The sequence below is a fragment of the Protofrankia sp. Cj3 genome (assembly GCF_917627355.1).
Classification (GTDB): Bacteria; Actinomycetota; Actinomycetes; order Frankiales; family Frankiaceae; genus Protofrankia.
This window is the reverse complement of sequence record NZ_CAKJTR010000112.1, coordinates 2,137-11,558: the sequence shown is the minus strand read 5'-3', so window position 1 is coordinate 11,558 and position 9,422 is coordinate 2,137. Positions and strand designations below refer to the sequence as shown.

At 64.1% G+C, this 9,422-nt stretch carries 2 protein-coding genes and 1 pseudogene; all 3 read right to left on the bottom strand.

What is annotated here, in order from left to right; genetic code table 11:
• Nucleotides 1–1,063, bottom strand: a pseudogene (locus tag MJ783_RS15355) (hypothetical protein); the annotation flags it as partial.
• The gene (locus tag MJ783_RS15350) at nucleotides 1,060–2,181 is read right to left on the bottom strand and encodes a hypothetical protein (RefSeq protein WP_239311124.1); all 1,122 of its coding nucleotides are present in this window, start codon (nucleotides 2,179–2,181) and stop codon (nucleotides 1,060–1,062) included. The gene MJ783_RS15350 and the pseudogene MJ783_RS15355, both read right to left, overlap by 4 nt.
• A gap of 66 nt (nucleotides 2,182–2,247) precedes the next feature.
• Complete coding sequence (locus MJ783_RS15345) at nucleotides 2,248–9,084, bottom strand: hypothetical protein (protein ID WP_239311123.1); 6,837 nt, start codon at nucleotides 9,082–9,084, stop codon at nucleotides 2,248–2,250.
• Nucleotides 9,085–9,422 lie beyond the last annotated feature (338 nt).

Sequence of the window (9,422 nt, the reverse complement as noted above, 5' to 3'; positions counted from 1 at the left end):
CCGGCGTCGCAGCAGCCACAGCCGCGACCGGTGGAGGGTGCGGCGGCGCGGCCCGAACTACCTCCGGCACCATCGGGACAGGCACGGGCGTCACTGGAACCGCTGCCGCAGGCATCGGGGCACTCGGCGGAGCAGCCGGAGCCGCTACCGTAGTGGTGAACTCGGCTGGGCTGCGGATCGCGACAGAGTAGGCCTGCGGCGCCACGCTGGCCTGGTCGTAGCCAACCTGAACGACGAGGTCCCGCAAACCCTCGGGCAACAGCCCGATGATCTCCCTCACCTCGTCCTGCTCGGGTACGACCGAGTCCGGGCCACCGACGACCAATAAGATCCGCTCATCCCTCGGCGTGATACCGAAGACGGGGTCGGAGAGCAGACCCAGGCCCAGCCGCGGCCCGTGCATCCAGATCCCGGCCGGGATCGACTCAACGATGTTCCCGGACGGCAGCGTTATCGTGCCAGCCGGCAGGTCGTGCTCCCACGGCGGTGCCGGATGGCGAAGTGCGACCAGCGGCGCGGTGGACCCGTCCGGATGGAAGCGGCGCCAGCCGCCCCGGCCGCGATAGCGATGGCGACGGGCGTCCACGTACAGCAGGCTCTGGCCGACCAGCAGGATCGAGCCGTCCGCGGCCGCCACATCGATACCGAGCCGGCGCGCGAGCAGCCTGGCCGGCGAGCCCGGATCCGATATGCCAGCGCCCGACAGCACCAGGCGGATCCCCGACACCCCGTTGGACAGGAGCGGGCCGACCGCCGCGGTGACGAGGTCCGCCAGATCCGCCGAACTGAACCGGACCGAGAGATTGACAATCACGGGTATCCACGCGGGTTCCGGCGGCAGCCTCCGCAGGAACGCCTCGATCAGCCCCTCGGTGAACAGTGACTTCGTTCCGTCACCCTGCACCAGGATGCCTGGCCCCACGGCACGCGCGTGCACCCCGTCCCACACCGGCCAGGTGTGGCCATCCCTGGCAGGAGCAACTGTGTGTCCGGACCGCGCCCACGACCCTGACGCTGCCGGCAGGGCATCCGGACCCCGCAGCCGAGCCGACAAGATCGTCATGTCCGTCTTCCGCTCGGGTAATCGTCTATTTCCCCGTCCCTTTCCCCGTCCAACAGATCGTCACCATTGCCGGAGGCATCGCCGACGGTCCAGGCCGCCTCGTCGGCCGGGGGCTCCATCAGTACCGCCAGCACCCGATGCATGGCGGGCCCGTCGACCGTGGGCACTCGATACTGCGCCTGCCGGATGTGGGTCAACAGGTCCTCCTCCGGGCAGAGCTCATATTCCCGGAGGTAGTAGGTGACGCTGTCGGTCCAGATCCAGCTGCCGTCGGTACGGAAGGTCATGGGAACGACCGCGGCCTTGGTGGGATCGACGACATCGTCCATCCGCGCCGCGGTGACCAGAACCGGCGTACCATCGCGCAGGTAGTCGAGGATCCGTCCCCGCTCGCCAGCGTCCGGCAGGCGTGGATGGTCGGCGTGGAAGCGAGGGCCGGTCTCCGGGGTGACCTCGTCGAATACCCGTGCCACCCGGATCTCCCGTTCTGGTGCGGCTGCCCACAGCAACGCCGCGGACGAGCGGGCGAGCCGATGGTAGACCGGCAGTTCGCTGCCGCTCTGGTAGACTTCGACCTGTCCGTCCTGTTCTCCGGCGAAGGCGAGGTCTCGCTGGACACGGGCGGCCAGTGCCGGCAGGTCCGACCCGCCCTCGACCTCGACCAGGTAGACACGTCGCGGTGGCGGCCAGGGCGAGCCGTCCGCGGGATGCCGCCACGCCCGCCACAGGCCGAGCCCGCCCGGCTGCGAACGGACGGTGTCCAGCGCCGCGCGGTCTACCTCGTCCGCCGTCCGGGCATCCGCGCCCGGGACTGCCGTGGTGAAGGTGTACGGCAGCAGCGGCTCGTCGTCAACGACGTCAACTTCGCTGAGCGTCTCAGCCGATCCGCCGGCAGCTTCGAGCAATACGGCAAGAATTGCGATGTCCTCATGGCTCAACGCGATTTTTTGCATAATTGCGACAAACGCCACGCTACGGGCGATGTCACCGTATGCGCCGGCTGCCAGCCACGCCCGGCACTGGCTCAGCAGATCGTCGGGTACCCGGCCAGCGAGCCGCAACAGCATCTCGTGCGCGGCTGTCACCTGGTACCGGGACTCATCGGATTTAGTGGGCATGGACTCTCCTCGTTGTTGTTCACCCGTCGCCGCGGACCGCACGGGGAATCCCTGGGTACGTCCTCACTACTCCACGAGGGTGACGCGCACAGCGTTCAACAGGTCACGGCTTACCTCGGTCACCGCGTAGGAATGGCCAGGCATAATCAACAAGGTGCTCCCCGGCGGTTGGCCGTTCGCTTCGGAGATATCCAGCGCGGTGCCGAAGATTGCCAGACCGACGGCCGCACCGACGATCACGGCCGGGTCTCCGGAAGCCCGCACGAATCCCGGCAGGCCGATCCGGGTGCCCGGCGGGATGGCGGCGGCCATCTCCGGGGCGAACAGGTTCGCCGCGTACATCCATCCGTGGTATGTCCTGACCCGGCTCTCGGGAGGCTTCTTCGCATAGGCGGTCGTGCGGTGGATGCCGTTGTGGCCCCGCACTACCAGGGCAAGTAGATCGTTGGGCGTCAGCAGCGCCCGGCCGGAAGCATCCGCCGCGAACCGCTCCACCTCACGGACCAGCTCCGCCGCTCGAGCGGCACCCATCCATCTCAGCATTTCACTAAAAGTATGCATGCCATCACCGGACCACTGCCAGCGGGATCTTGCGTTGTCGGCGCCCCGGGAAGTGTCCACCGGCTTGGTATCGCCAGTGCTCCGACCGTTCTGCGACGCACCGGCGACCGTTGAGGGATCCGATGGGTCCGCCCGTCCATCACGAAGCGTCACAAACGTCGAACCAGGCTCCGGCCAGTCGCTGACCACCAGCTCAACCTCGGCCGCCGGGTCAACGACTGCGACAGTCACCGTCGCCGGAGTGGCGTTCAGCAATGCGGAGGCGTCCCGACCTGTACCCGGCGGGAACTGCACGACGGTCATGCCGTCACCCGTCTGCGGAAGCGTGCTTGAGACCGTCAGTGGATGCTCGGACGCGGCCTGTACCCAGTGGACGACAGCATCCTCCGACATCGGCGGCAGGCTCGCATACACGGGTGTCGGAACGGTCGGCAGCTGTTGGACCAGCTCGGAGACAGCCGTACCGGCGCCCCAGCGGAGTGCCGCGGAAGGCGGATCGAGCATCGGGGCAGTAGACGTTATGCCGATGACGCCGGCGTTGGTCAGCGCCGTGTTCAGCTCGTTTCCGATCAGATCGACGCGCTGGCCGTCCGCGGTGTAGCGCGACCACCCGACCGAGTCGCTGGCGGTGTCGGGGACGAGGATCGGTGCGGGGAGCCCGGTAGAGGTGAAGGCGGTGTTCGCCCACACGATCCGCCCGTCGGGCAGATGCCAGACGTCTCGGGATGAAGCGATGACATCGACCCCGAGAACATCGCGCAGCCGGCTGGCGAACGAGCCGGGACCGGCTGTCTTCCCTCCGCCACAGATCACCAAAATGATTGGTTGGTGGTCGTTCCAACCTGGGAACCGCCGGATACGGTCGGCGAACTGAGCCGGGTCGAGAACTTCACTGCCCCATCTGATGTTGCCGGTTACCGGATCACTATGACCAAAAATCATCGTGTGGCCAGGAATTGGTGGCACCGTGGCGGCGGCCCTGTCGTGTGCGGCGGTGTGGACATTCCCGGGCGGCGGTGGCACCACCAGGCCCGCCGGCACCTGTCGGGGCGCGACACCGGAGTCAGCGTTGGTGGCAATATTGTTGGTGGCAATATTGTTGATGGCAGTGTTCACGATATTAGCGGACTGGATGGTGGGCAACGGGCTATCGGGCTGGAGCGCGAGGTAGTGCCGGCCATCCCGGAGTACATACAGGGCTTCGCCCTGAGCAATGCTCAACGGGTTCGGTGGCACACCATTCTCGAGAACGATGATGTTCTGGCCGAGCGCGCCAGCGGTGATCTGTGGAACCTCGTCACCGAAAGGAGTGTTCCACAATATGGTATTCATGACGGCGTGGGCGAAGAGATTGATGGAGTCGGGCAGCGCACCGTGCTGGCTGTAATAGTTCAGGGACAGTGTGACCGCCTCGGTCATACCGGGGTTGTTAGCCTGCCGATAACGGGTCCGGATATCCTTAAGCACCCGTACCGGATCTCTCCTGAGGCGCTTATTCAGTTCCTCCCGCCGGGCCGCGGTCTCGAGGTTGGCACGCTCCTGAGGATAGGTTTTCTGTCGGGTCTGTATATCGACGCCGGTCACCGTCGGAGTAAATCCCGGCAATGTGTTATCCGCGAAGTCGGCGAATTGCCCCGGGTTCAGTTCGCTGAGCTGTTCCCGCAAATCCTCGCGGGCCTGGTTGTCTTCTTCGCGGTTGAGCATTTCATCCCGTATCTTGCCCTGCCTGATCCGCTCGCTGATTACACCGTCCACGTTCGGGGTAAATTTTGGTAGCAGTGCTAGCAGGTCCGCATCCGATAGGTCCTGCAGCAGCAACGGCACCGGGTCACGGTTGGTATAAAAATCCTGTCCAGCGGTATAGGTATAAAATTTCGTCCCGGCCTTGAAGCGCTGCTCCTTGATCCCTGCCGAACCGATGGATGTCCCCTCGGAGTTGGTGGGGCTGTTGGGTGGCAATCCGAAGTGTTGGAAGGACTCGCTGAGCTGTTTCGCCGCGAAGAAACAGTCCCCGTCCCTGGGTACATCGACTACCCGGGCTGGACGGCCGTCGGGCAGGGTCAGTTCGATGTCCCCGTTACTATTTTTGATCAATACTGTCGGCTCCGATGCCGCCGACGGATTCCAGTCCAACGGATTCCAGTCCAACGGATTTATGAACGACTCCGGTCTGTTCGATTCCGATATCAGGTCCGATGTTTCCTGTGCGGACTGAGCCGGCAGTTTACCCTGCTGCCTCTCCGAAATCACCGACGCGTCCCCAGGGAGCGATGGGAGAGGCTTACCCGGCCCCACCAACGATGCCTGAGAAGACTGCGGAGACGACGTCAGCCCCGACAAGTAGCGAGCCGCCAGCTTGCCCTGCTGCTTCCCGGAAAGCACCGACGCGCCCGCGGGGAGCGATGGGAGGGGCTTACCCGGCCCCACCAACGATATCTGGGAAGACTGCGGGGACGACATCAGCACCGACGAGTAGCGAGCCGGCAGTTTACCCTGCTGCCTCTCCGAAATCACCGACGCGTCCACAGGGAGCGGCGGGAGTGGTTTACTCGACCCCACCAACGATATCTGGGAAGACTGCGGGGACGACATCACCGTCGGCGGATTAAAAATTGCCGGGCCGGAGTGACCCGAGCCGAGTGGAGTGGTCTCGGCGACAGGGATACCGAGTTCGACCGGCACGACGCCAAAAACTGTGCTGGTCGTGTCACCGGACTGGAACGTGAAAGTAATTTTTGTGAAGCCCTCGTAGATAGCGGTCGGAGTGGAGAACTTACCATTGTCGACCACTCGTCCAGTAGTGATCTTGGCACTCGCGTGCCGGTTGCGGTACTGAAAACCGAGCGCCGCGCTCACCGTGATGCTGCTTTTCTCGCCAAGGTCAATTTCTGGGCCAGCCTGGCCCTGAAGACCCGCGATCCAGAAATTCCGGCTGGTCATCGAGGCCTGGGTGGAGGTCTCGTTTACCGGGTTGAGTTCGGCGCCCTTGTCCTGACGGATGTACCGTAGTTCCACGATCTCCGCGGTCGCCGTCACTGACGCGTGAGAGGCACCGATGGTATTGCGCAGCGGGGGGGACGACAGGGTCTCCCCACGGGTCATACCCGGCAGGTGAGCAGTCAGCCGCGGGTTACTGGTCGTGGCTCGTACAATCGGACCGATCTTCTTCCAGGTCTTCGGACCGAAGAACTTCTTCCCGGTCACCTCCACCAGCTGGTGCAACCCTCCGGTGTCTGGCAGCCCGCGCACGACATCGCTGTCACGGAGCCCACCATCCGGCCCGGCGGAGAAGACCCGCGCCGGGGGGATCAGAGTGTCGTCCGGGGCGGGCGCGTCGAAGCCTGTTGGTCCGATCTTCCGGTTGGTCGGCGTGTTGGTCGGAGTTTCGGTGGAGGCGTCGGTAAAGGTCGTCTGCGCCGACGAACGGGCTTCGACCTGTTCGGTCAGTCCCCGAAAACCCACCTGCGCCACATCGATACCGGTACGCTTCGGGCCGACATATGGGTTGTACTCCATCCGGAAATGCAGGTTCGCTATACCGTCGAACGCCGCTCCCGGGACCTTTGTTTTCGTGGTCATGGCGGATTTCGAGGCGGTCCGTTGTACGCCGAGGTCATCGCGGCCGATGAGACCGGTGAGCGCGACACCCACCCGGGCTGTGACCGGGCTGGCGCCGGTCGGGTCAATACTGCCAGTGACCTGCACCGTCGCCCCGCCACTGCGGGAGGTATTCGCCGCGACGACGCTTTCGGATCCGGTATCGGACGCGGCGTTCGTGACCGACCGTTCTGATCCGCTGTTGAACTCGGTCTGGGTAGTGTTGTTCACGTGTGTCATCGACCGCACCGACGCGGTGATCATAACCCGACCGCGGGGAACCGTCACGACGATCGGTTGCTGACCCATCATGGTTTTGAAGTCCTGGTGCAGCCGGGTCATACTCACTTCGGTTGTGATTTTCTTGACCACCGCGGGCCACTGGGAACCGAAGATACCGCGGCCTTTGGCGTCGACCCAGGCCAACACATCAGTCATTCCGCCCGGGGGCCGGCCCGGTGCCGGCAGCTGATGGAGATTAACCGGGTCAGGGGGACGCGTGCTGTACACGTCCTGGACGATGTCCGAGGAGGTCAGTCGCAACGTCTGGGTCACCCGTGGCGGAGGAGCGAACAACTTGTCCGGAATACGGGGCGCCACGGTGGTGTCGGCCTGGAGAATCTGGGTGTCACGCTCCGGAAAAATCACAGCGGTGGTGACGTCGAACGTTCTGTTTCTGATCGGAAAACGTTGGCCCAACCGAGTCAGGTCGAAATCAACATGGAAGTGGACCGAGCCCTTGAACAACGCCCCATCTTCAACGGTCTTCCCCTTCGTGATGCTACGGCCGGCGGCCTGCGTGACGTTGCTCCTGCTCCAGTCGCTGTTGAAGACCGGCGTCACGGTGGCCGACACATGCGGCGCCTTGATCTTCAGCGGTGTCGTAACAATCCCTCGATGCTGGCTCTCACTTGAGAAACCGATTCCGGTCTCCGATTCCGCACCGTTTTCGAATTCGACCTTCCCCAGCGTCTCCTGATAGACAAGATCGTTACCGATCTCCGCACGGACTCGGATCTTGCCCGACCAGCCGTTTCCGGAGACCTTGACCGCTATGGTCTTCCCACCGGTCAACGCAGCCAGGTTCGATTTGAGTATTGCCGGGTCGAGCCGGGTGGACAGCTCTTTTTTCGCCGTCCACCAGCCCGCGGTTCCCAGCGCGGGTTCAAGGTCGTCCTGGATCCCGTCGAGCAGCGCGCTGTCATCTGGCCCGAACCCGAGCACGATGTCGGATGACGCCAACCGGCCGTCCAGCGCCCGCTGCGGCGGGACCATCGCCGCGGCCTTCTCATCGCCCGGGTTCTTCGTGAACCACCCGGTCGGCGGGATCACCGTGTTCCCGTCGAGTATCCCCTGATAATCTCCGGCTGTAATTTTTGCCGGGCCGGTATAGGGACCGGTCACCGTTGTGACCTGACCGGACGGGATCGAGATCTCCACCGGCACCCGCACCGTCACCAGCTGCTTCTCGCCACGTTTCGTCGAAAACGTGAAATGCAGGTCCACCTCGCTGTCGAACACCGCGACCTTCAACGGGAACTTCGCGTTGCTGACGACCTTGCCATTGGCGGTCTGCCGCGGCCCTTGCCGGCCAAGATGCTGGTAACCGCCACCGGCGGTCTGGGTCACCCCGACCGTCTCACTCGCCTCGTTCTCTCGGCCGCCCGATCCGACGATCTGTTTGGTCGACCAGTCCAGCCGCCGTTGGGAGGAAAACGTTGTCTTCTCACCCTGCGGAGACAACTCGGTGGCCAGGTCCCGGCGAAACTGCATGGAGTGTACGGTCGCGGTCGCGGTCACCATCGAACCCGGTGGGAGAAGACGCTGCACCAGATCCGGGCCGCTGAACGTCTGCCCCCGGGTCATGGACGACAACCTGCCGATCAACTCGTCGCGGCTGAATCCATCGAGCACCGTATCCCGCAGCTGCCACCACGCAGCTTTCTTGAAAAACCGCTCACCGGCGGTATCCAAAGCGGTACGCACGTTCTCGATCCCATACATGTCGCGGACCACGTCGGTATCCAGCAGTCCCGGGCCGAACACCCGCCGCGGCGGCAACATGACCGAGTCAGGTTTACTGCTCGGGGCTGCGGTGGCCGGCACGGTGGTATTAACCGGAACGGAGGTATTAGCAGACGATGCGATCCACGGGGTTGGTGTTTTCACCGCCACCAGCTCCGCGCCCTCCAGCACCGTACGGAAACCCAAAGTGGTGGTACCCACCGCGGTCGTCAGCTGGCCGGGCATCGGCTCGTTGGTCATGCGAAAAATCAGCTCGGCTTTCCCGTCGAAAACCTCCCCGAAGGTCTTCGTCTTGTTCGTCATACCCGTCTTCGACGATTCACCATGAACAGTGACGTTGTCACGAGCGAGTTGTCCTGTTCCGGTGATCGTCCCATCGTCCGGAGCATTCTTCGTGACCACCCCCTGCCCGGCCAAAGTCGCGGCGTTGGTCCGGACTGAGCGGACGTTGGTGTTGTTGTGGACCTCACTACCCACGTTGAACTCGGTCTGCGGTGTCGAACGCACGTGTGTCATCTCGACCACCCGAGCGGTAATCTCCACGCGGCCCGACAGCACCGAGTTCAGATCGAACGACAGCGGCTGCCCCGACATCATCGCCTGCAGGTGCTGATGGACCTGGTCCAACGTGATGAGATCAGCGAGTTCTTTCTTTACCTTCGTCCAGGAGCCGCCGAACGCAGCCTGCCCCTGCCCACCCGCGTCCAGGGTGTTCAGCACCCCCCGTATCCCGCCACCGCCAGACGCGACACCGGGGACAGCAGGGGCGCCTGTACCGCTAAGAACCTCCCCCTTGAGCTTCGACCAACCGGTCTTAGCGTTCTCCGTGGCAGCATCAGAATCAGCGGTGGCGGTATTCGGAGCAGGTGCTGGCTCATATACATCCCACACAACGTCGGACGATCCCAACCGCTGATCGCGCTGGATCCGCGCCGGTGGCAGGTAGTGCCTCTTGGGCGCCTGCCCGGCCGAGGTGTCCGCCTGCGGCACGGCGACGCGTACCCCGACCCCGACGGTCTGTCGATTCGGTGAGATGGTATGTGCCATGCGGGAGATAT